General features: G+C 63.5%; 21 protein-coding genes, 2 tRNA genes and 1 pseudogene. 10 read left to right on the plus strand and 14 right to left on the minus strand.

Features of this window, described 5'->3' with window-relative positions:
- Positions 1-199 precede the first annotated feature (199 nt).
- Positions 200-595, plus strand: a complete 396-nt coding sequence (locus AC06FB_RS05640) for a hypothetical protein (protein WP_197600329.1) — start codon at positions 200-202, stop codon at positions 593-595.
- 19 nt (positions 596-614) lie between these two features.
- Here the strand turns inward: AC06FB_RS05640 and AC06FB_RS05645 are convergent, their stop codons facing one another.
- Positions 615-1,310 (minus strand): aspartate/glutamate racemase family protein, encoded by a 696-nt coding sequence (locus AC06FB_RS05645; RefSeq protein ID WP_053518692.1) that lies wholly within the window; start codon positions 1,308-1,310, stop codon positions 615-617.
- 107 nt (positions 1,311-1,417) lie between these two features.
- Here AC06FB_RS05645 and AC06FB_RS05650 point away from each other — a divergent pair, with 107 nt between their 5' ends.
- The 3 genes from AC06FB_RS05650 (at position 1,418) to AC06FB_RS05660 (ending at position 3,069) form a co-directional block, all read left to right on the plus strand.
- Positions 1,418-2,050: a cation efflux transmembrane domain-containing protein gene (locus AC06FB_RS05650; protein ID WP_080375309.1), complete on the plus strand. Its 633-nt coding sequence runs from the start codon at positions 1,418-1,420 to the stop codon at positions 2,048-2,050.
- Between the two features lie 97 nt (positions 2,051-2,147).
- Entirely contained in the window at positions 2,148-2,789 is a 642-nt protein-coding gene (locus AC06FB_RS05655; RefSeq protein WP_053518693.1) for a LysE family translocator, read from the plus strand.
- Positions 2,790-2,895: 106 nt separating this feature from the next.
- Positions 2,896-3,069, plus strand: coding sequence for a DUF1328 domain-containing protein (locus tag AC06FB_RS05660; RefSeq protein ID WP_006380555.1), 174 nt, complete (start codon positions 2,896-2,898; stop codon positions 3,067-3,069).
- A 57-nt stretch (positions 3,070-3,126) separates the two neighbouring features.
- Here the strand turns inward: AC06FB_RS05660 and AC06FB_RS05665 are convergent, their stop codons facing one another.
- Both AC06FB_RS05665 and AC06FB_RS05670 read right to left on the minus strand, forming a co-directional pair.
- Positions 3,127-3,360 (minus strand): DUF1653 domain-containing protein, encoded by a 234-nt coding sequence (locus tag AC06FB_RS05665; protein ID WP_053518695.1) that lies wholly within the window; start codon positions 3,358-3,360, stop codon positions 3,127-3,129.
- Positions 3,361-3,371: 11 nt separating this feature from the next.
- Entirely contained in the window at positions 3,372-3,647 is a 276-nt protein-coding gene (locus tag AC06FB_RS05670) for a hypothetical protein (protein ID WP_128988803.1), read from the minus strand.
- A 405-nt stretch (positions 3,648-4,052) separates the two neighbouring features.
- Here AC06FB_RS05670 and AC06FB_RS05675 point away from each other — a divergent pair, with 405 nt between their 5' ends.
- The 3 genes from AC06FB_RS05675 (at position 4,053) to AC06FB_RS05685 (ending at position 5,302) form a co-directional block, all read left to right on the plus strand.
- Positions 4,053-4,259: a hypothetical protein gene (locus AC06FB_RS05675; RefSeq protein WP_065175527.1), complete on the plus strand. Its 207-nt coding sequence runs from the start codon at positions 4,053-4,055 to the stop codon at positions 4,257-4,259.
- Between the two features lie 129 nt (positions 4,260-4,388).
- Positions 4,389-4,928 (plus strand): DUF3011 domain-containing protein, encoded by a 540-nt coding sequence (locus AC06FB_RS05680; protein ID WP_111186452.1) that lies wholly within the window; start codon positions 4,389-4,391, stop codon positions 4,926-4,928.
- A gap of 170 nt (positions 4,929-5,098) precedes the next feature.
- The gene (locus AC06FB_RS05685; protein WP_053518700.1) at positions 5,099-5,302 is read left to right on the plus strand and encodes a hypothetical protein; all 204 of its coding nucleotides are present in this window, start codon (positions 5,099-5,101) and stop codon (positions 5,300-5,302) included.
- A 70-nt stretch (positions 5,303-5,372) separates the two neighbouring features.
- On the opposite strand, the gene dxs is transcribed toward AC06FB_RS05685, so the two are convergent.
- The 7 genes and pseudogenes from dxs to AC06FB_RS05720 all read right to left on the minus strand — a co-directional run bounded on the left by dxs (position 5,373) and on the right by AC06FB_RS05720 (position 11,691).
- Positions 5,373-7,280, minus strand: coding sequence for a 1-deoxy-D-xylulose-5-phosphate synthase (gene dxs, locus AC06FB_RS05690; protein ID WP_065175547.1), 1,908 nt, complete (start codon positions 7,278-7,280; stop codon positions 5,373-5,375).
- 105 nt (positions 7,281-7,385) lie between these two features.
- A complete protein-coding gene (locus AC06FB_RS05695) occupies positions 7,386-8,051 on the minus strand; it encodes an HNH endonuclease (RefSeq protein ID WP_053518701.1) in 666 nt (221 codons plus the stop codon).
- Between the two features lie 246 nt (positions 8,052-8,297).
- Positions 8,298-10,086: pseudogene (locus AC06FB_RS05700) on the minus strand (acyl-CoA dehydrogenase C-terminal domain-containing protein).
- A gap of 61 nt (positions 10,087-10,147) precedes the next feature.
- The gene (locus tag AC06FB_RS05705) at positions 10,148-10,624 is read right to left on the minus strand and encodes an LEA/WHy family protein (protein ID WP_065181910.1); all 477 of its coding nucleotides are present in this window, start codon (positions 10,622-10,624) and stop codon (positions 10,148-10,150) included.
- A 163-nt stretch (positions 10,625-10,787) separates the two neighbouring features.
- Entirely contained in the window at positions 10,788-11,339 is a 552-nt protein-coding gene (locus AC06FB_RS05710) for a lipocalin family protein (RefSeq protein WP_478053451.1), read from the minus strand.
- Between the two features lie 126 nt (positions 11,340-11,465).
- A tRNA-Phe gene (locus AC06FB_RS05715) sits at positions 11,466-11,541 on the minus strand.
- Positions 11,542-11,615: 74 nt separating this feature from the next.
- Positions 11,616-11,691: transfer RNA gene (locus tag AC06FB_RS05720), tRNA-Phe, on the minus strand.
- 372 nt (positions 11,692-12,063) lie between these two features.
- Here AC06FB_RS05720 and AC06FB_RS05725 point away from each other — a divergent pair.
- Positions 12,064-13,089, plus strand: coding sequence for an NADP-dependent oxidoreductase (locus AC06FB_RS05725; RefSeq protein ID WP_478053452.1), 1,026 nt, complete (start codon positions 12,064-12,066; stop codon positions 13,087-13,089).
- 90 nt (positions 13,090-13,179) lie between these two features.
- On the opposite strand, the gene AC06FB_RS05730 is transcribed toward AC06FB_RS05725, so the two are convergent.
- Complete coding sequence (locus AC06FB_RS05730) at positions 13,180-14,019, minus strand: bifunctional transcriptional activator/DNA repair enzyme AdaA (protein ID WP_277380904.1); 840 nt, start codon at positions 14,017-14,019, stop codon at positions 13,180-13,182.
- A gap of 132 nt (positions 14,020-14,151) precedes the next feature.
- Between AC06FB_RS05730 and AC06FB_RS05735 the strand changes: the two genes are divergently transcribed.
- Both AC06FB_RS05735 and AC06FB_RS05740 read left to right on the plus strand, forming a co-directional pair.
- The gene (locus tag AC06FB_RS05735; protein WP_253119466.1) at positions 14,152-14,913 is read left to right on the plus strand and encodes an SDR family oxidoreductase; all 762 of its coding nucleotides are present in this window, start codon (positions 14,152-14,154) and stop codon (positions 14,911-14,913) included.
- A 109-nt stretch (positions 14,914-15,022) separates the two neighbouring features.
- Entirely contained in the window at positions 15,023-15,196 is a 174-nt protein-coding gene (locus AC06FB_RS05740; RefSeq protein ID WP_164972374.1) for a hypothetical protein, read from the plus strand.
- A gap of 408 nt (positions 15,197-15,604) precedes the next feature.
- Here AC06FB_RS05740 and AC06FB_RS05745 read toward each other — a convergent pair whose 3' ends face one another.
- Genes AC06FB_RS05745 through AC06FB_RS05755 form a run of 3 tightly spaced genes read right to left on the minus strand, consistent with a single transcriptional unit; the run spans position 15,605 to position 21,153 of the window.
- Positions 15,605-20,170: an AAA family ATPase gene (locus AC06FB_RS05745; protein WP_478053453.1), complete on the minus strand. Its 4,566-nt coding sequence runs from the start codon at positions 20,168-20,170 to the stop codon at positions 15,605-15,607.
- A gap of 39 nt (positions 20,171-20,209) precedes the next feature.
- On the minus strand, positions 20,210-20,668 hold the full coding sequence (locus tag AC06FB_RS05750; RefSeq protein ID WP_277380901.1) for a tyrosine-type recombinase/integrase: 459 nt from the start codon (positions 20,666-20,668) through the stop codon (positions 20,210-20,212).
- Positions 20,665-21,153, minus strand: a complete 489-nt coding sequence (locus AC06FB_RS05755) for a phage integrase central domain-containing protein (protein ID WP_277380900.1) — start codon at positions 21,151-21,153, stop codon at positions 20,665-20,667. The genes AC06FB_RS05750 and AC06FB_RS05755 overlap by 4 nt, the downstream gene beginning before the upstream one ends.
- Between the last annotated feature and the right edge of the window lie 59 nt (positions 21,154-21,212).

Here is a 21,212-nt window from a genome sequence, read left to right on the forward strand (position 1 = left end):
GCCCGCGCAGCGATGCGTGGGCTTTTTTGTGGGTGAACCGATGGGCGATGCGGCCGCGTACGCCGGCCCATGCGTGACCGACATCCCGTATCATCGCTGCACATCCGATCGCATCGGTTTCTCCTTCCGTCTCTCTTCCGCGTCCGCTGGCGCAGCATGTGGCTGCGGTCACGGGCGTGCAGCGGGTCCGTGGAGGTGGATGCGCGGACCACGACGACCACAGGGGGTTGCGTTGATCAGCAGTACCGTCATTCATCGCTCGGCTGAGGCAGGTGCCGCCGAGGTGCAGGTCCTGGACACCACGTTCAAGGGCAAGCACGTCTTTGTCAGCTGGGGCCTGCGTGGGCCCGAGTTGACCCGCAGTGCCGACCCGGCCGCAACGGTGGCCGCGCGCCGCGCATTGCAGGCCGTTTCCCGGCACAACGAGGGGCCGCGCAGCCCCGAAGTGTTCATCGCCAACCAGTCGGCGGTGGCGATCACGGTCTATCGGTTGTTGACCGAGGCCCGGTCCGGGGATGCGATCTTCTTCCTGTGCGACTCGCAGGCGGTGGTGGATTGGCTGGTCACGGCGCTGGAAGTGCAGGGGGCGGAGTGATCGCGTCCACGCCGGCCGTCTATCCCGCCAGCGCGGCGTCAACCGCTGCCTGGGCGTGCAGGCTGGTGGTGTCGAACAGCGGCACCGCACTGTCCTGCGGGCGTACCAGCAGCATGATTTCGGTACAGCCGAGAATGATCGCTTCGGCACCACGCGCCACCAGCCGCGCGATCACGTCTGCGTAGACCTGTCGCGAGCGCTCGCTGACCACGCCGGCGATCAGCTCCTGGTAGATGATGTCGTGGACCTGCTGGCGATCTTCGGCGTCGGGTACCAGCACTTCCAGCCCGAAGCGACCGGCAAGGCGTCCCCGGTAGAAGTCCTGCTCCATGGTGAAGGCCGTACCGAGCAGGCCCACCCTGCGCCAACCGGCCGCCACGATGGCGGTGGCAGTCGGGTCGGCGATGTGCAGCAGCGGCAGCGGGCAGGCTGCTTCGATCTGTGCGGTCAGCGCGTGCATCGTGTTGGTGCAGATCAGCAGTACATCGGCGCCGCCCGCCTGCAACCGCTCTGCCGCATCCACCATGTGCCGCGCAAGCGCATCCCAGTCGCCGTCGTGCTGCAACTGCTTGATCGGAGCGAAATCCACCGACCACATCAGCAGCTGCGCCGAGTGCGCGGCCCCCAGGCGACGGCGCACCTCTTCGTTGATGAGGCGGTAGTACTGCGCCGAACTCTCCCAGCTCATGCCGCCGATCAGGCCCAGGGTCTTCATGTGCCGCTCCAGGTGGGGAGGCGCCATTGCAGCACAGGCGGGCGGCGATGTCGCCGCGACCGCTGACAGGCGCGATAATGCGGCCATCGATGATCGAGGGCAGGGTGATGGGCGAATGCTGTGGCTGCGGCAGGACGATGGACCTGGCGGCGATGCAGGCGCGTCACCGCCGCGTGCTGCGGATCGTGCTGCTGGTCAACCTTGCCACGTTCGCGATGATGGTGCTGGCCGCCTGGTACAGCCATTCTTCGTCACTGCTGTCCGGTGCGCTGGATAATCTGGGCGACGCGGCCACCTATGCGCTCAGCCTCGCGGTGGTGGGTGCGGGCATCGTCGCCAAGGCACGTGTGGCGCTGTTCAAGGGGCTGCTGATCCTTGCCGCAGCGGTGGCCGTGGCGGTGCAGATCGGTTGGCGCCTGCTGCATCCGGAGGTGCCGCTGTTCGCCAGCATGGGCTTGGCCGCCCTGCTCAATCTGGCAGCCAATGCACTGTGCCTGTGGCTGCTCACACCCTATCGCAACGATGACGTCAACCTGGCGTCCGCCTGGGAGTGCTCGCGCAACGATCTGTACGAGGGCTCGGCGGTGCTGCTGGCTGCAGGGCTGGTGGCGCTGTTCGGTGCGGGCTGGCCCGATCTGCTGGTGGCGGCCGCACTGCTGGTGCTGTTTCTGCGGTCGGCGATGCGCGTGCTGGGTACGGCGTGGTCGGAGCTGCGCGCGGCACGGCAGGTTCATGCGTGAGTGGCCGCCTGTAACCGTCGCATCGGCATCGCGCTGTATGTGACGTCGCGGTGAGCCACCGCCTATGCTGGGACGGTTCTCTTTCGTGGATGGCCGAATGTCCCTGCAGACCTGGTGGTGGTTCCTGGCTACGGTGTTCGTGCTGTGTGGCACCCCTGGACCGAACATGCTGCATATCCTCGGACGCAGCGTCGGCCTGGGATTCCGCGCCAGCCTCCCGGCCATGGCCGGCTGCCTGCTGGCCATGCTGGCGGTACTGGCGGCCTCCGCCGCCGGGTTGAGCGCACTGCTGCACTCCTCACCCATGCTGTTTGAAGTGCTGCGCTATCTGGGCGTGGCCTACCTGGCCTGGCTGGGCCTGAAAGCGTGGCGCGACAGCAGCCGGCCGGCAGCGCCGGTGGACGTTGAGGCCCCGGCGACGGTGCTGTCAGCGGACGGAGCCTGGGCGGTATTCCGCGGCGGCCTGCTGGTGGGCCTGAGCAATCCCAAGCTGCTGCTGTTCGCCACGGCGTTCCTGCCGCAGTTCGTCGATCCCGCGCGGGGTCAGGCCGTGCAGTACAGCGTCCTGGTGGCAACCTTCGCCAGCTGCGAGCTGTTCTGGTACGTGATGTATGCCGCCGGTGGCCATGGCCTGCGCCGTTGGCTCGGCCGGCCGTTCGCCCGGCGCTGGTTCGAGCGGCTGGTGGGCAGCGTGTTCCTGGCGTTCGCGGTGGCCCTGCTGCGCTTCCGGCCCCGTTGATCCGTATGCGGCTTCACGCCGCACGCGCGGCTCCCTCACGAGGCTGGCATCGGCTGCGGCCTAGGCTGATCACACTGTTTTCAGTCCCTGTGGGGAAAGGATCGACATGATCAAGTGGGCCATCATCTTCGCCATCATCGGTGTGATCGCCGGCGTGCTCGGCTTCGGCGGCATCGCGGGTGCCGCGGTGGGTATCGCCAAGTTCCTGTTCTGGGCCGGCATCATCATTGCCGTGGTGCTGTTCCTGCTGGGCATGACCGTCGCGAAGAAGGTCAGCTAGCGGCTGCCTGCGTGGCAGCGCGCGCAGGCGTGCGCTGCCACGCGAGACGCACAGCCGTCAGTCTTCGATACGTGCGAAACGAGGCTGTGGGCCAAGTGCGCCCGGTACCTGTTCTACGAACATGGCGTACGGTCGCACCCACAATCCGCCTTCGCCATACAGTGCGCGGTACAGCACCATCGGCTGCAGGGTCTCGCTGCTGCGCACGATGTCGATCACTTCATACTCGCCGCCCTTGAAATGGCGATAGCGGCCGCGCGCAAGCGTGGGTAGGGGACTGAGCGCCGTCATGGGGGCGGCACTCATCTGCGCGCCGGCTGTGCCGGCATCGCGCAGTAGGCGTCGATCGCCTCGGCGGTGTTGGCGAGGCCCTGCGCCTGGGCCAGTTCCCAGGGGCGCTCGCAGCGCTGGCTGCGCTCGCACCACTGGTAGCCAGCCGAGCCGATGCAGCCATGGGCATCGCGATCACCGCCGACTACGGGGACGGAAGTGGCTGCCGCTTCGCGCACGGGCGTCTGTTGCGGTGCCGCGCAGGCGGCCAGGGCTAGCAGCATCGGCGCCAGCATGAGGGCTTTCATCGAGGACACTCCGTGGCCTAAACCATCAGTGTGCGGCGGGCCAGCAGCAGCGGCAAGCGCTCAACTCATCGACGCGCGGATCAGTTCCTCGATCAGGACCAGGTAGCAGGCTGCGAAGTAGAACTTCAGCAGCGTCGAGCGCTGCGGCGGTTGGAAGGTGCGCATGTGGAAGGGGCCCCTGTTGGTGACGATAGTGTGAAGCCAAGCTGACTTCGTGACAAGAATCACGAAAGTCATGGGGTGAACGGGCTCAGGGATGTGACGAAGCGCGAATTCCGATCCGCCGGCGGGGATTTTTCGGACAAATCTGATAGGCCCTGCCTGAAGCGCTCGCTAGCCTGAACAGGTATCGGCGCTCTCACCTCATCCCCGGCGCCGCGTCCATTCCCTCCGTTGGAGTCGATCATGGTGTTTACCGTCCACTGCAATGCCCAGCACTGGTTCGTGCTGGACCCCGAGGCGCGCACCACCGCCTCGTTCGCCCGCGGCGCCGACGCGTTCGATGTCGCCACCGAACTGGCCCAGGAACATCACCGACGCACGGGCCAGCACTGCATCGTGCGTGTGGAGGCACTGGGGGGGGCAGTGGATGTACTGCGGATCGGTGCCTAGCGGCCGACCCTGCGCAGTCAGCCGCGGTTGAGCTGTTTGAATGGGGAAAGAACCAACGGTGCGTTGCCCTCTGTGCGCCGCGCCGCGAATCCCGGATGCTTGCCGCCACGCATTCATCTGGAGATCTCGATGGGCAACGCACTCACCTGGCGCACCCTGGCCTGCGCACTGCTGCCGATGCTGGCCGCCGCCGGGGGCGCGCAGGCGCAGAACTATGGTTATGACGACGATCGCCATGGCGGCCGCGACGGCAGCGGCATTGTGCGATGCGAATCGGTCAAGAACCGCAGCAATGAGTGCCGCCTTGAAGGGCGGCCCCGGCTGATCCGCCAGTTGTCCGGCTCGCCGTGCGTGGAGGGCGAGACCTGGGGCCAGTCGCGCTCCGGCGTGTGGGTGACCCGGGGCTGCCGGGCCGAGTTCGTCGGCGAGTCGCGTCGTGGCGGCGGTTGGGGTGGTGGATGGGGCAACGGCAATGGCCGCGGTGGCGAAGTGATCGCCTGTCATTCCAATGGCCATCGACAGGAATACTGTGACACCCGCGTCCGCCGCAGCGTACGCCTGATCCGGCAGGACTCCCGCAGTGCCTGTATCGAGGGCCGGACCTGGGGCTGGGACCGCCGCGGCATCTGGGTCAGCGATGGGTGCCGCGCCCAGTTCCAGGTGAACTGAGTCCTTCCGGCCATCTGCGTCAAAATCAGAAAAATCTGATATTGCTCACAGTTTGAACGCCGTATCGTCTGCAATCAGGGCACGGGTGCCCTGCTTGCATCGGCAGTCCGTGCCGGCACCGATGCACGTCTTCCGCCATCATCGATACGCTGCCTCAAGGAGTGAGCTGCATGTTGATCCGCCTTCAGTGCGAACAGCGCCAATGGCGTGTTCTGCATCCGGATAGACCGGAGCCGATCGAGTTCCGCGACGGCGCCCGCGCCTTCGATTTCGCCCAGGCCCTGGCCAGGCTGCACTTCGTGGACACCGGGCAGCGCGCCGCCGTGCGCGTGGAAGCCAGCGGCGCGTTCGTGGAAGCGATCAGCTACGGTTGAACAGGGACCGGGCGTCGTTCCGCAGCAGGCGCGGGGAAACCGGGCGCCTGCCCGGTTCCACCCGGAACGGTCAGCCCGCCGCGCTCAGCGGCGGAGTGGTGGCAGCCAGCTGCGGCCAGCGCTTGAGCACGGCCGCGCGGATCCCGGCGGCATCGATGCCGGCTTCAGCCAGCAGGTCCTCGCGGCTGGCATGATGCTGGTAGGCGTCGGGCAGGCCGAGATGCAGGATCGGTCGCAGCACCGCTTCGGCATTGAGCAGTTCGGCCACGCCGGAACCGGCGCCACCGGCCACCACGTTGTCTTCGATGGTCACCAGGCCTTCGTGCTGGGCGGCCATTGCCAGCACCAGGTCGCGGTCCAGCGGCTTGATGAAGCGCATGTTGACCACGCTCAGGCCCAACTCGCGGCCCACCTGTTCGGCGGCGGCAACGGTGCTGCCGAACGCCAGCAGGGCGATGTGGCTGCCCTGCACGCGCAGCTCGCCCTTGCCGATCGGCAGCGTGGACAGGTCACTGCCGGCCGCGACGCCGGTACCGCTGCCACGCGGGTAACGCACGGCGGCCGGGCCGGCGTACTGCAGACCGGTGCTGAGCATCTGCCTGCACTCCGCCTCGTTCGACGGGGCCATCACCACCATGTTCGGCACGCAGCGCAGGAAGCTCAGGTCGAGGTTGCCGGCATGGGTCGCCCCATCCGGTCCGACCACGCCGGCGCGATCAATCGCGAACAGCACGTCGAGGTCCTGGATGGCCACGTCATGCACCAGCTGGTCGTACGCGCGCTGCAGGAAGGTGGAATAGATCGCCACCACCGGCTTGCCGCCCTGGGTGGCCATGCCGGCGGCCAGGGTGACCGCGTGCTGCTCGGCGATCGCCACGTCGAAGTAGCGCTGCGGGTATTCCCTGCTGAAGCGCACCAGGCCGGAGCCTTCGCGCATCGCCGGGGTGATGCCGTACAGGCGTGGCTCCGCGGCGGCAGCATCGCACAGCCAGTCGCCGAACACGTCGGTGTAGGTCGGCTTCTTGGCGCCGGTCTTGGCCACCAGGCCCTTGTCGGGATCGAACGGGCCCACTGCGTGATAACCGATCTGGTCGCCTTCGGCAGGCTCGTAGCCCTTGCCCTTGGTGGTCATCACGTGCAGCAGCTTGGGGCCCTTGGAGGCGCGCAGCGTCTTCAGCGTGGACAGCAGGGCGGGCAGGTCATGGCCGTCGATCGGGCCGGTGTAGTGGAAGCCCATCTCCTCGAACATCGTGGAGGGCACGAACATGCCTTTCCAGTGCTCTTCCCAGCGCTTCACGAAGCGCGCCGGATTGTTCTTCTTGTCGCCCAGGATCTTCTTGCCGCCTTCGCGCAGTGCATTGAGCGTGCGGCTGCCGGTGGCGCGGCCGAGCATCTTGGTCAGCCCGCCGACGGCCTCGGAGATCGACATGTTGTTGTCGTTGAGGATCACCAGCAGATTCGGCTCCGGCTCCATGCCGCCCGCGTGCATCAGCGCCTCGAAGGCCATGCCGGCGGTCATCGCGCCGTCACCGATCACTGCCACGATCTTGCGGTCGTCGCCCTGTGACTGGCGGGCGATGGCCATGCCCAGTGCGGCGGAGATCGAGGTCGAGGAGTGACCGACCCCAAAGGTGTCGAACTCGCTTTCCTCGCGCTTGGGGAACGGCGCCACGCCGTCCTTCTGCTTGACGGTGTGGATCTCGTCACGGCGGCCGGTGAGGATCTTGTGCGGGTAGGTCTGATGGCCCACATCCCAGACCAGCTGGTCATGCGGGGTCTGGTACAGGTAGTGAAGGGCGACGGTGAGTTCGATCACGCCCAGGCCGGCGGCGAAATGTCCGCCGCTCTTGCCCACCGATTCGATGAGGTAGGCGCGCAGTTCGTCGGCGACCGCCCTCAGCTCGGATTCGTCGAACGTGCGCAGGTCATCCGGCGTCTGGATGTGCGCGAGGCGGGGATAGCGGGCAGAGTCGATCATCATGTTCGCACGTGTTCTGAACGACCATTTTCGCCCTCAAACGGGGGTGGGGCAAGCAAACGCCGCCGTCCGTGACAGGACGGTGAGGGTTGCCGGCCGGCAGGTTCAGGTGCTGAGCTTGGAACGCTTGGGCAGCTGCGCTTTCAGGAACGCCATCTGGTCGGCCAGGATGTTGCGGTTGGACAGGATCAGGTGCTCGATCCAGCTGGGCCGGTAGGGCACCGCCAGCAGCGGCATGCCGGCCTGCTGGGGGGTACGGTCACTCTTGCGCGAGTTGCAGTGGAAGCATGCGGTGACTACGTTTTCCCAGCAGTCCAGCCCGCCCTTGGACAGCGGCATGACGTGGTCGCGGGTCAGCGAGGGACGGTTGAACTGCTGGCCGCAATACAGGCACAGGTGCGAATCGCGGGCGAACAGGGCCGGGTTGGTCAGGTTCGGGGTAGGGTCGATGGCACGGGATCGCGCGTGGCCGCGCGCGGCGATGATCGGATGCAGGTCCAGGCCACTCTGCAGGCCGCTGAACCGGTTGGTTCCGCCGTGGATGTGCAGGCAGGGGTCGCCAAGGGTCCAGGCGACGGCCTCGCGGGCGTAGAGGCAGGCGGCATCCTGCCAGGTGATCCAGTCCAGTACGCGTCCGTGGGCGTCGAGCGAGAGCAGCCGGACCGAACCGGGGCGGTGCAACGTCGTGACGTTGGGCGATGCTTCGACGCCCGGAGCAGAAAGCGGGGCTCCGGCTTCGATCAGACCCAAGCGTGTAGTGTCTGTCTCCATCGGGAGAACAGCTTATACCTGAATGTTGACGATTTGTGTATCGCCCGTCGGCGATACGCAAATCGCAAGATTCAGGTCCGCGGATTCCTCCTGTCCCCCGCGCCGTTGGCGCGCCCCCCTTAACAAAGGGGGGCTTTTCTCCAGAGGGATGATCAAGGGCGGTCAGGCCGGGGTCGGATCCCTTTCCGAGGGAAAGGGCTCTGACCCCTCATCCACGCATGGCGTGGATCTACCGGCGGGATGGGCTCAGGCGCCGAAGCGCTCGTCGTCCATCGCCATCAGCGGCGCGGCACCGGCCTGGATCGCGGCAGCATGGCTGAGCGTACGCGGCAGCACACGGGCGAAGTAGAAGCGCGCGGTCTCGCGCTTGCCCTGCGCGAATGCCGCGCCGTGCACACTGGCGTCGGCGGCGGCGACACTGCGTGCCCACCAGTACGCCAGCACCACGTAGCCGGAATAGAACAGGTAGTCGTAGCTGGCCGCACCCAGCTCGTCCGGGTTGCCGGCGGCGCGCTGCAGCACGTCCATGGTCAGCTTGCCCCATTCGGCAGCCTTGGCGCGCAGTGGGCCGATGAACTCGGCCAGCGCTTCGTTGCCCTCGTGTTCCCTGGCGAAGGCCTCGATCTCGGCCAGCATCAGCTTGAGGCCGGCCCCCTGGCTGGAGGCGGTCTTGCGGCCGATCAGGTCCAGCGCCTGGATGCCGGTGGTGCCTTCATACAGCGTGGTGATGCGTGCATCGCGCGCCAGCTGCTCCATGCCGTGTTCGCGGATGTAGCCGTGGCCACCGAAGCACTGCAGGGCGTTGTAGGTGTTCTCGATGCCCCATTCGGTCTGGCAGGCCTTGGAGATCGGGGTCAGGAAGCTCACCAGGGTGTCGGCGCGCTCGCGCTCGGCAGCGTCGTCGGCGCGGTGGGCGATGTCGATCAGGGTGGCCGCGTGCAGGGCCAGCAGGCGGCTGCCTTCCACCAGTGACTTCACCGTCAGCAGCATGCGACGCACGTCCGGATGGACCAGGATCGGGTCGGCCGGCCTGTCCGGGAACTTCGCGCCGCTCAGGGCGCGCGACTGCAGGCGCTCACGGCTGTACTTGAGCGCGTTCTGATAGGCGCGTTCGGACAGGCCGATGCCCTGCAGGCCGACGCCCAGGCGCGCAGTGTTCATCATGGTGAACATTGCCTGCAGGCCCTTGTGCGGCTGGCCGACCAGATAGCCCTGCGCGCCGTCGAAGTTCATCACGCAGGTGACCGAGCCCTTGATGCCCATCTTGTGCTCGATGGAGCCGCAGCGCAGCGCGTTGCGCTCGCCGACGTTGCCCTCGCGGTCGACCTTGAACTTCGGGGTGACGAACAGCGAGATTCCCTTTGCACCCGGCGGCGCGTCGGGCAGCTTGGCCAGCACCAGGTGCACGATGTTGCCGGTCAGGTCGTGCTCGCCGGCAGTGATGAAGATCTTGGTGCCGGTGATCGCGTAGCTGCCATCGGCGTTCGGCTCGGCCTTGGTCTTGAGCAGGCCCAGGTCGGTACCGCAGTGGGGTTCGGTCAGGCACATGGTGCCGGTCCAGCGGCCTTCGATCAGGGGCTTCAGGAAGGCGTCGTGCTGCCACGCTTCGCCGTGCTGCTTGAGCGCTTCAATGGCGCCGTGCGAGAGCAGCGGGAAATTGCCCCACGCCAGATTGGCAGCGTTGATCATTTCATTCAGCGGCACGCCCAGGGTGTGCGGCAGTCCCTGGCCGCCCAGCTCGGGTGCGGCGGTCAGGCCGGTCCAGCCGCCGTCGACGAACTGGTCATAGGCCTGCTTGAAGCCAGGCGGGGTGGTGACTTCGCCGGTGGCCTGGTCGAGCACGCAGCCGATTTCATCGCCCACGCTGTTGAGCGGGGCCAGCACGCTCGCTGAAACGGCCGGCTTCCTCCAGCACGGCATCGACCACGTCGGCGGTGGCGTCGGTGAAGCCCAGGCGGGCGAACAGCGGTTCGACCTTGAGCACGTCGTGCAGGGCGAAACGGAGGTCGGAAAGCGGGGCGGTGTAGCTGCTCATCGGATACGTCTCGATCAGGGACAGGGAGAACGGCGCGGTGCGCCGCGATGGAAAGCGGTGTTCAGCGCAGCACGCCCGGCAGGCCCGGCGCCTGGTTCAACGTGCTGCGGCTGCTGACGTCGAAGCTGCGCTGCTTCTTTTCCTGCGGCGTGGCTGTCACCGAACCTTTCAGGCCATAGGCCAGGGTGCGGTTGCCGGCCAGCGCATCGGCCACCACCAGGCGTGCGGCCGAGCTGGGCACCAGGTCGACCGTGATGACGTCGGCGGAGGTGCCGCCGATGGAGATGCCGGGACGGGCCTGCAGGGTGCCGGCTTCGCTGTCGCCGACGCTCAGCGCCAGGGACACATCGTCGAAGGTCATCGGCATCGAGCTGTAGTTCTGCAGGCGCAGCGCCACGGTCCAGTTGCCGTCGGCGCGGACGGTCAGCTGCTGCAGGCTTGCGGCCGGTTCCGAGACGCGCTTGACGATGCCGTCGCTGCAGGCGGCGAGGGCGAGGGTGCACAGGACGATCAAGACGGTACGGAAACGGTGCAACATGGGCGCAAGTCCTCTGAAGGGGGTGCGTTGGCGTAAGCATACTACGGCGTATGGTTCAGTGGATCGCCTGTGGCGACCCGCCGCAGAGGGTAGCGCGTGAAGATGGCGGCCGGACACGCGCAGCGCCGGAGCGGGCGCGTTGCGCGCAGCCGCGCGGGGCGGCTCAGTCGGCCGCTGCGTCGCGTATCGGTGCCATCAGGCGCAGCGGCGCCAGGTCGTAGCCCATCGCCTCGGCCTTGGCCTTCAGCTGTTCGAACCGTGCGCGGTCCATTTCCGGCAGGCGCGACAGGATCCACAGATACTTGCGGTCAGGGCCGCCGACCATGGCCCACTGGTAGTCCGGATCCAGCGCCAGCACCCAGTAGTCGGCCCAGACCAGCGGCACCCAGCTCAGCCAGTCGGGGACGAAGCGCACCTGCAACTGGCCGGGATGTCCGGCCACGGGCCGGGCCACGCCTTCAGCCACCACGCGTTCGCCGTCGCCATTGCGGCAGGCATTGGTGACGCTGATGCGGCCATCGCGGCGCAATGCATAGTGTGCGGTGATGTCGCCGACGCAGCGCTTCTGGAACGACACGGGCAGGTGGGCGATCTCGTGCCACTGGCCGGCATAGCGGTCGATGTCCAGTGCATCGACGGCACGCACGGGTTCGCTGGCGGTCGCGGACAGCGAAGCCAGCAGCAGGCAGGCGAACAGGGCAGGGCGCAGATGCATCGGCAGACTCCGGCAGGACACTGGAGCGTAGGGGGCGTGCTGCGTGCCGGTGTGAATGTTTCGTCAACCGCCTGCATGGCGCGCCGGAAACAAAAAAAGACCCGCATTTCTGCAGGTCTTCAAGCATGGTGGCCGAGGACGGAATCGAACCGCCGACACGGGGATTTTCAATCCCCTGCTCTACCAACTGAGCTACTCGGCCAGATTGTGCGGCAGACCGCGATCGACAGCGGTGGCCGGAAAAAAAAGACCTGCATTTCTGCAGGCCTTCGAACGTGGTGGCCGAGGACGGAATCGAACCGCCGACACGGGGATTTTCAATCCCCTGCTCTACCAACTGAGCTACTCGGCCACGTGTTTCGTTGCAGCGACGTCGCTGCCAAGGACGCGCATATTACGGAGGTCGGCTGTCTTCGGCAAGCATTTTGGAAAAAAACCTTCACATTGCCGTCTGCGCGGGCGCAAGTGGTTGATCCTGCGTCGTGCCGAGGTGGCGGTGCAGGTCGATGGCGGACGAGGTGGGTGGTCGCGGAGGTGGGGGAGGATCGTCGCCTGCAGCGGAAATCAGCGGACCGCCCGCATCGGCAAACACGCAGGGGCAAGGCATGCGGCCGCGGGTCCATCAGGCAGGCGATGGAACGCTGTTTTCGCCGCCGCACGCGCCGATCGTCGCGACGTATTGTCGCCCCTCCCGTCCAATGCTGTCCGCAGCAGAGTCCATCCCATGGCTGATCAACCGACCACCACCCGCATCGTGCTCGCCTCGCGGCCGCAGGGTGCGCCGATCGCTACCAATTTCCGCCTGGAGCAGTCGCCGCTGCCGGCGCCGGCAGCAGGACAGGTGCTGCTGCGCAACCGCTATCTGTCGCTGGATCCGTATATGCGCGGGCGCATGGACGAGGGACCTTCCTATGCGCCTCCCGTTGCCGTGGGTGCGGTGATGGAAGGGCAGACCGTCGCCGAAGTGCTGCAGTCGAATGCGGCGGGAATCGCGGTGGGCGAGTTGTTCCTGGCGCCTGGGGGATGGCAGACCCATGCGGTGCTGGATGCGCAGGTGCTGGGGCGCCGGCTGGACCCGGCGGGCCTGCCGCTGAGCACGGCACTCGGCGTGTATGGCATGCCGGGATTCAGCGCGTATTCCAGCCTGCATGAAATCGCCCGGCTGCAGCCGGGCGAGACGCTGGTGGTCGCCGCTGCGACCGGGCCGGTGGGGGCAACCGTCGCCCAGCTGGCCAAACTGCAGGGCGCCCGCGTGGTCGCCATTGCCGGTGGCGATGGCAAGCGTGCCTACCTGCAATCGCTTGGCGTGGATGTGGCGCTGGACCATCGCGCGGCTGATTTCGCCGCGCAGCTGCGCGCCGCCGTGCCGGACGGCATCGACGTCTACTTCGAGAATGTCGGCGGCCACGTACTCGACGCGGTGCTGCCACTGCTCAACGATTTCGCCCGCATTCCGGTCTGCGGCACCATCGCCACCTACAACGCGCGCGGCGTCGAGCATCCCGGGCCCGATCGCCTGCCGGCATTGTTCAGCCAGATCCTGCGGCAGCGGCTGACGGTGCGCGGCTTCATCGTGCACGACTTCAACCACCTGTGGCCGCAGTTCGAACGCGAGATGGCGCACTGGCTGCGGGAAGGGCGCATCCAGTACCGCGAGGACGTGGTCGAAGGGCTGCAGAGCGCACCGGATGCCTTCTTCGGGCTGCTGCAGGGGCGCAACTTCGGCAAGCTGGTGGTGAAGCTGGACTGAGCCCTCGCCGAGGTCTGCCGGGCATGGCCCGGCGCTGCCACGGCGCGAGCCGGCCACGGGCGGCATCCGCCCGGTCCTGATGCGGCGGCATCAGCCGTTGGCGGCTTTCTCCCGGCGCAGCAGTTCGCGCTTGCGGGCCACACCCCAGGCATAGCCGGACAGATCGCCATCGCGGCGCACCACGCGATGGCATGGCACCGCCACCGCCAGTGGATTGCTGGCGCAGGCACGCGCGACCGCGCGGCCGGAACGCGGCGCGCCGATGCGCGCGGCAATGTCGGCATACGATGCGGTCTGCCCCTGGGGAATCTGCTGCAGCGCCTGCCAGACGCGCTGCTGGAAGGCGGTGCCGCGGATGTCCAGTGGCAGTGTCGCGCCACGTGCCGGATCCTCGACCAGGCCGATCACCTGCGCCACCAGCTGCTCGTAGCCGCTGTCGGCGCCGACCAGCTCCGCCTGGCGGAAGCGTTGCTGCAACGACTGCAGCAGCGCTTCCGGATCGTCGCCGAGCAGGATCGCCACCACGCCGATGCTGCTGCTGGCCACCAGTACGCTGCCCAAGGAGCTTTCGGCGATGGCGAAATGGATCACCTCACCGCGTCCACCGCTGCGCCATTGCCGGGGCGTCATTCCCAGCAGGCGCGGCGCGTTCTCGTAGAAGCGGCCGCTGGAGCCGAAGCCGGCGTCGTGGAAGGCATCGGTAATGCGCGCCTGCTGTTGCAGTCCTGTGCGCAGCCGCTCGGCACGCAGGGCCGCGGCATACTGCTTCGGGGTCAGTCCGGTTGCCTGCTTGAACAGGCGATGCAGGCGGGTCGGGCTGCAGCCCGCCAGTTCGGCAAGCTCCTGCAGCGAGGGTTCGTCGAGGCGGGCCTGCAGGTGGCGGCAGACGCGTTCGACGCGGGCATCGAGGGTTGCGATGGCAGTGTCCATGCGTCGATTCTGGCACGTGCCCCGCTGGCGGAAACTCCGTTTCCTGCACGCGCCGGCAGGGCCCGGAAACGGAGTGTCAACGGGGCAGGGGCGCGACATCGTAGGGTCCACTTCACTGCCTGGACCCCGAACATGCGCCTGCACGACAAGATCGCCCTCATCACCGGTGCCAGCGCCGGCATCGGCCGCGCCTGCGCGCTGCGTTTCGCCGCCGAGGGCGCAAGGCTGGTGCTCAACGCGCGGCAGCCGGAGCCGTTGCAGGCGCTGGCCGATCAAATCCGTGCTGCCGGCGGCGAGGCGGTGGTGCATGCCGCCGATGTCGCCGGGCCGGACACTGCACAGGTGCTGGTCGACCTGGCGAAGCGGGCCTTCGGAGGCCTGGACATCGCGATCAACAATGCTGGGATGCTGGGGCCGGGCGTGCCCGCTGCGGAGTTTCCGGTGGACGCCTGGAGGCAGGTGATGGCCACCAACCTCGATGCAGCCTTCCACGCCGCGCGTGCGCAGTTGCCAGCCCTGCTGGCGCGGGGCGGCGGCTCGCTGGTGTTCGTCGGCACCATCGTCGGCCATACCGTCGGCTTGCCCGGCATGGCCGCTTACGCCTCGAGCAAGGCCGGGCTGATCGGCCTGAGCCAGGTGATCGCCGCGGAGTACGGCGCACGGGGCGTGCGTTGCAACGTGCTGCTGCCCGGCGGCACCGACACCGAGATGGGCCGGCAGGCTGCGCCAGACGAGGATGCGCTGGACTTCGTACGGTCGCTGCATGCGCTCAAGCGCCTGGCCGGGCCGGAAGAGATCGCCAACGCTGCGCTGTTCCTGGCCAGCGATGAAGGCAGCTTCGTGACCGGCAGTGCGATGCGCGTGGACGGCGGGATATCCATCAATCGCACCTGAGGGGACGGCCGGCGGCTGCACATGGCGTTCGCGCCGGACTGACCCGTCCGTTACCCGGCGACGTCTAGCGTGGCACCAGCGTCGGCCTCCGCCGGCGGCGGAGCCACGCATGAGCAGACACGAAAAGGACACGCCCGATCCACGCCAGGGGGTGCAGGAAAGCCGCCAGGACCGGAAGCAGGACGACGTCGCCAAGCAGCGTCCGGGACAGCGCGACCAGCAGGTACGTGACACCCACTCGCGCAGTCCACGGCGCAAGGACGGTGGGCAGGAGCCTGCCTGACGCGTCATTGCTGCAAGCGCCCTCGGCCCGAGCCAGCGGCTGCCCGATGCCGGGTTTGTCGCCACCGGGCTCGGTCATGCGCAGGTCGCGCGTCTCATCGGCCCGTTAGCCCGGGGCGCGCAACGAAAAAGGCCGGACCCTGGGTGTCAGGAGTTCCGGCCTTTTTCATGCCCTGGTGGGCATGTGGGTTGGCGATATAGATGCCGTTGACGCAGAAGAATCAATGCTTGGGCTCATAGGCATGATCGCAGTATGCGTAGCGGGCCTTCGGCTTGCACGCCACCTCTGGCGCTTCTGGTCTTTCGTCTTTATGTGCCAAACGACGGCCCAAGGCACTTCGTCTATAACTCAGAGGTTGTATATCAAGCTGTATGATGTCAGGAACTCCATCTGTGATCTTGTTAGCGGTTATGGCCGCTCGGCCGCCTTCAACCAATCGGCCACGCCGTTGACTCCCAGCAAAAGTAGTGTGTCTTGTGCGACAACCACACGTTGCAGCATCGCGCCACCGTCAGACTCTTCTCGTTCTTCTGCTTCTGCAAAGAGACGGGTCATTAGCTGGGTAAGACTATCCTCATGGTCATATAGATATGGTTTGCAATGGCTGACATACGCTAAATAAATTTCAGTTGCAGCCAAGGCTTGTTCGGGATCACGTTGCGATGTCGCATTTAGCCATTCGTGAAACCCGAAGAGGCGATGGTGTTTTTTCTCTATATCGTTATCGCTTCTGAATAAATCAAAACAACGTCGAATCAGCCCTATCGGAACAGAGATCGTCCCTGGCTTGTCGAAAAGATGCCCCATCTGTTCAGCAATCGCTTCGGCATGAGTGGTGCCGGAATTTAAGCCCGTATCTAACCCTAGAAGGCACTGTTCCCGGTGCTGCTGGATGTTTTCAAGGTTTGTCCAAACAGTGGCAACTCCCTGCCAAGCCTCCGTTTTATCCAGTGCTTTCAGTCCTTCCAGCAGGTCGGCAAGATCCATTTTTTGGTCCATGGTCGCCAGTGCTGAAATGCGTCCCCATGTTTCTAGGTCCTTTTCACTGCCCTCATCACGGAGACGCGCCAGCAAAGGCTTCACCACTTCAAAATGACTGTGGTAGGCGTAATAAAGGCAGGGCTCCGCGACTTCCCAAAGCCTCTCCGAATCTTTCATGGCTAGGTAAAACAAATTCCAGCCCAGATCAAAATCTTTGCTCTGCAAGTATGGTAGGCGGCGCAAGATCAGCGAGCGAATCGCAGGGTGTTCGTCACTAGCAAAACGGCGCAAGGTAGGTATCAGTAGTTTAGGGAATTCAATGTCGCGCTCACCTAAATTATTCGCCAGGATCATCAAGGCTTCGGCAACACCCCCCTTTGCCATATTGATGCCTATGGAGATCAGCTCGAGGTTATCTCCCTTGATCGGATCTTCTTCATGAAGGTCTCCAAATCCTATGGCAAGAAAAATCAACCGCTCAGCACTTTTCGGGTCGTATATGACGTTCGAACAGGCTTCCAGCGCTTGGGCTGCGGAGCGTTTGTGCCTCCAATGCGCGGGGTGCCTTTCCAGCTCATCAAGAATCAGTCCTGCCAAGAAAGAGGCATCTGGCTCATCAATAGGCTCCCATGTGCTATTGGCTTGCAAGTTTCCATAACGATGAGCGAGATGAGTGGCAACGCCGCCTAGGATGTCATCCCGAAATTGCTCAGGAATATCTATCCAATAACTATTCAAAAAGTCAAGGAATCGCGCGGGGTGGCGGGACGAGGCTTCTCGTAGTTGCCAGCCAACCTCGCGTTCACCGCCAACAAGAAAATCATCGAAACAACTTTCATATCCGGAATAATGTGACAATAAGCACGACACTGCGGCATTGCCTGAATTGAGGAAGACCTCATATGAAAACGGCGCCCTTACTATTCCGCCACGTGAGCATATATACGGCTGCCGAATCAGCGTGCCAGCCTTCTTCTCATATGCCTCCAACATTTCCTGTGCTTCCGGCGAGCGTTGGTAGCAAGGGATCGCAACGATAAGTTCAGCTCGTTTTTTTAGTGTCCAGAAACGGCTAGGCTCATCGGAAGACTCTTCACCCCACAGGGTCAAGATGTTCGCCATCACATCATCTTGTACTTGGGCGTCGAGCAGGGGGAATGCCGACTGAATCAGCGTTCCCAATTCGTAGGAAAGCTCAAACTCCAGCAAATTCTTGTCGCACAACATGCGACCTATTAGATCGATGTTGGCTTCAGACGATGCATTGCAAGCGAGGGTGGTGAAGTAAATTAATGCCCCTTCGCGATTGGAGTATAGGCGTTCGCGGTTATTTAGCCGCCAGCCCGAATTTATTTTCGCATGGTGAATGATGGCCGCCTCAAGCGCGTCAAGCAAGACATCCATGCCGCCTGCATGTCGCATATCTTTCTGGCTGTGCACATCATCGTATGATGTTTCCCTCAAAAACCCATATCGGTAACTGATGCGGGTTTCGCCATGGCGCGATGTGCGAACATTGCTCCAGTGCTCAATCGATTCCAAGGCTAAATCCAGCAACGCGGTCGACTGTTTCATGCGTTGACGGATGAAGTTTTCCTCCCGGTCTCCGAACTCATGAGGTTTGCAACGCAATTTGTTATCAAACCTGAACTCAAGTAGGTCATCGTCGCTAACGCCATCTGCGATATAACGCCAAAGTAGAGAGTCATCCGCTACGCCTGCCGCCACACAGCGCGCGATGGCTCTGCCAAGAGAGCTGTGCTCAGAGCGTGGCAGATCGAGTAGCCGCTCAAGCAGCGGAACAAGCAGCGCAGTATTGTCAGACTTGATTTCGGATAGATGAAATCCAAGTTGCTCTGCAATGCCATTTCTGTCCAGCCAATCCAGGGATAGCGCCTCCGTCCATAATGCCAGAACGCCTGCAGCATCTGCATTTCCCCACCGCGCTATTCGATGAATATGCCTTGCCATCCCTTCGGCATCCCGTGCATTCCTCAAGTCGGGAACCAGATGCCTTAACCAGAAATGGTGCCACTCAATTGCCCCAGCGCCATAGATAACCTGAAAAACGTCACGGTGCTTTTCGCGTAAGTCGCGTATTAATGGCCAGTCATCGTCCTGTGGATTCTGCTCTGAGAATGATTCCGCAACCAAGCGCTTGATGTGAAAGGCTGCGCTGCCTGTTAATACGGCACGTATCTGCTTCCTAAATTCGCGACGCTCGCCCAGTGCCAGTTGGCCAACAAAACTGCGGATGCTAGGACGGACGAAAGGGACGGGCGGCAGCCCCTGAAGAAACCCATTAAGCGTGACACCACTGCGGACCGCTCCACTGATGACCAATACGTCCAGCAAGGTTTGATGCCCGAACGTCAGTTTCCCGTCCTGAGTTTCTTGTATCACATTGAGACTGCAAAGCCTCCGGAGAATTTCCTGCGATGCGCCGAAACGTTGATGCGGCACAGCCAGGCTGCGTGAACTCAGCATATCCGAGGCAATGGCTTCTATCGCTTGAATTGCCGCATCCCCCAGTGCGTTGTTGGCCCGCACGATAGTATCGAGATAGCGTTGCGCCAAGGCCTGACTGGTCACCACATTGAAGCTGCCATCGCGTTGTGCAAGCTCGACGAACAGCGCGAGTTCGCGTGGATTTTTTATGAGCTCGCGAGTAACTGTATCGATGGAGTTCGTTGCAATTCCAAGCCTATCAAGCAGCGGCGAAATTTCAGTATCCCAGTCCAACTGCTGACACTTCAATTCGCAATCCCATTTTCTTTCGGCAATTCGACGGTCGTAATGTCTGTCAAAATCTGGGCAAGCAGTAACCACCGTGACATTTGGAACTAACAACAAACGATCCATCTGCGCAAAAAAGTGGGTCAGTACACGATGGTCGCGAGCAATGGAAAGCACATCCAGCGAGTCAATGACCACAATTACATGCGTGGTTTCAGCCAGACGGGCTGCCTTTTCAACCCATTGCTCGGGCAAACCTTGTGATTGTCTATCTTGCGTCGTAACTAGGTCGGCGAACTCACGCGATTGAATGAAGAGTGGCGCAATGTCTGAACGGAATTCAGCTAGTTGCTCCAAAGCATCTTGCAGCTCAAGCATCACGCAGGTTTTTCCAGAGCCGGGCAGTCCGGTGAGTAAAATGGCCTGCTTCTTCGCGTCGATTGCGGTAAGCGGCTCGTTCACGGTCGGGCTGGAAATCCGCTGCCCCGCAATATCTCTCCGCCATGATCTGCCAATAGCGGAGGTTCCGGAAAACGACAACCGCACCTCGACAAGATCCATAGGAGCAACCAACATTGCTCCAGCCTTATGAAGAATGGCTTTGAGATCGTCTTTGGTTAATCGGTGCCGAGTGGCGGATGTGCTGTCACCCCCCATGCGCGCTCCGAGTTGATCGAGGCGTCCCCAGAGGGCATTGAATGCGGCATCCAGATTGCTCGCCATGTTACGCAAGCGCTCGCCTAGCAGGTCGACCATGCGTTCCAGTTCATCGCTGGTCACAAATTTTGTGCGGCGCAGGAATTCATAGGAAGAAAGACCGGGTGCGGACTTAATAAGCCTTGCCTTCAAAGTCGCGTCTGTTACTTGGTGGTCCTTGCCTAAACTCGCTTGATAACTAATTTCATTATCCTGAGTTGAGCTATGTTCTCTCAATTTGGCGAGGTCGCCAAAGTTGTTGCGCGAATAGAAAAGCACCTCGGAATTCTGGACGGTCCCTAGCAAGTTGGCTGCTTTGTCTAGCTCGTCCGCAAGGTCAGCTATAGACCAAGCCTTGAAATTGGTCTGATTCTTCTTGCACTGACATGCAATCAGAGTGCCGTCGGCTTTGCCGACCACTACATCGTCCACTGAATAGGTTGTCGAGTCGATCTCAAGCCACAGATACTCTGGATCGGATAAGATTGTTAATGCCCAGTCAAATGCCACCATTGTCTGGTAACCATCGCCTCGGTTGGAGCGTATTCCCGCGATACTCATTTGCTGACTCCGAGGGCCTGCCGCTGTGTAGTTCTTCGCTCAAAAGAAAGAATCTTGCTCGCAGTGGGGGTCTTCAATGTGCTCAAGTAGTTCGCCCATTCCTGCATCATCCTGCGGCGCTCCTCCAGATATTGCACTTGGTTGTAGATCCCGCGCGCACCCGAGCATTTTGTGATTCGGCGCGGATTCGATTGCATCAGGATTCCAATAGCCCACTTCATTGTGTAGCGTGCTTGCCATGTGTCGAAAGCCGTGGATGGTGCTTTCGTCCTTCTCATTGCCACAGCGTTGTGCCGCTACAAGCATGGCATTGCCGGACATGTGCCTGCGCGGGTCGCGCCCGCCCGGGAACACGAACTCGCCGCGTCCGATAAGAGGATGCAGCTCGCGCAGGATTTCAACCGCTTGCGAGGAAAGAGTGGCGATATGGGGGCGCTTGGTTGTGGCTACGAAGTAGCGCCATCGGCCCACATCCAATTCCAACTCGATGCGCCTCATGCGGACAAGTTCGCCGGGAGGGCGGAGAGCAGTGGAGCTAGGCGCAGCGCGCTCCGGACAATTGGTCTGCTGGTACTGCTGTCGATCTTCCTAAGGAGGGCGGTCGCAGCTGCCGGGATCGTCGCGGCGGCGAATGGCATGGGGCGCCACGGCGTCAGCGCGCCCTTTAGGGCCCCTGTCGAATCTCCGTCGGCCCGCCTTGGCCTCACGGCATAACGGAAGACCGCGCCGCGGGTCTCTAGGGCGCGATGGGCGGTCTCGATAGCTCCGCGTTGCTCGATCCGCGCCAAGTGCTTCAATAGCTCGGGAGCCGTGATGGCCCCAACTGGCAAATTACCGATCGAAGTGAAGATGTCACTTTCCAGAGGGAGGATGATCTTATCCACATCCGGTCGTAACAGTATGTACGGTCCGTTGCCATCGCGCAGCTTCTGCGGCTTGCCCGTAGGTTTTGCCTTGCAGATGGCGGTATCGGTGAGAGGCATCGGGCGGCTCCTTGACGGTAACAGGCTAAGGGAGTGCCCTGGCTACCGCCAAATCTACC

This window comes from Stenotrophomonas sp. Steno-C15, from assembly GCF_056393265.1.